At 63.8% G+C, this 999-nt stretch carries 1 protein-coding gene; it reads right to left on the reverse strand.

The window, feature by feature from the left end; all coding sequences use genetic code 11:
- Positions 1-999 (reverse strand): lipoyl synthase (gene lipA / locus GVL04_RS24055; RefSeq protein WP_235036435.1); only part of this gene is annotated, 999 nt, incomplete at its 5' end.

Raw genomic sequence — 999 nt, forward strand, 5'->3', positions numbered from 1 at the left:
CTAGCCGTGGGCGGCGAGGATGGTGGAGGCTTCCTGGCGGGTGGTGCCGGAGGACTCGATGTGGGCCAGGGCGGCCGGGATTTCCCAGCCCTTCTTCCGCATCGCGGTGGCCCAAAGACGCCCGGCCCGGTACGAGGACCGCACCAACGGTCCCGACATGACACCGAGGAAACCGATCTCATCGGCCTCCTGCTGGAGGTCCACGAACTCCTGCGGCTTGACCCACCGGTCCACCGGCAAGTGCCGCTCGGACGGGCGCAGGTACTGGGTGATCGTGATCAAATCACACCCGGCCGCGTGCAGATCCCGCAGCGCCTCGGAAATTTCCTCCCGCGTCTCGCCCATGCCCAGGATCAGGTTGGACTTGGTCACCATGCCCAGATCCCGGCCCTGCGTGATGACATCCAGGGACCGCTCGTACCGGAACGCCGGACGGATCCGCTTGAAAATCCTCGGCACCGTCTCCACGTTATGCGCGAAGACCTCGGGCTTGGAGTCACAGATCGCCGCGATGTGCTCAGGCTTGCCGGAGAAATCAGGGATCAGCAACTCCACCCCCGTGCCCGGGTTCAGTTCGTGGATCTTCCTCACCGTTTCGGCGTACAACCAGACACCCTCATCGGCCAGGTCATCACGGGCCACCCCGGTCACCGTGGCGTACCGCAACTGCATCGCTTGGACGCTCCGGGCCACCTTGGTGGGCTCGAACATATCCACCGGGGACGGTTTGCCGGTATCGATCTGGCAGAAATCACACCGCCGGGTGCACTCGGACCCGCCGATCAGGAACGTCGCTTCCTTGTCTTCCCAGCACTCGAAGATATTCGGGCAGCCGGCCTCTTCACAGACCGTGTGCAGCCCTTCCTTCTTCACCAGGTTCTTGAGCTGGACAAACTCAGGACCCATCTGGACCTTGGCCTTGATCCACTCGGGCTTACGTTCAACCGGGACCGCCGCGTTACGCGCCTCAACGCGCAGCAACTTACGGCCTTCAGGTGC

Origin of the sequence: Arthrobacter sp. 18067 (genome assembly GCF_902706295.1) — a bacterium.
Taxonomy (GTDB): domain Bacteria; phylum Actinomycetota; class Actinomycetes; order Actinomycetales; family Micrococcaceae; genus Arthrobacter.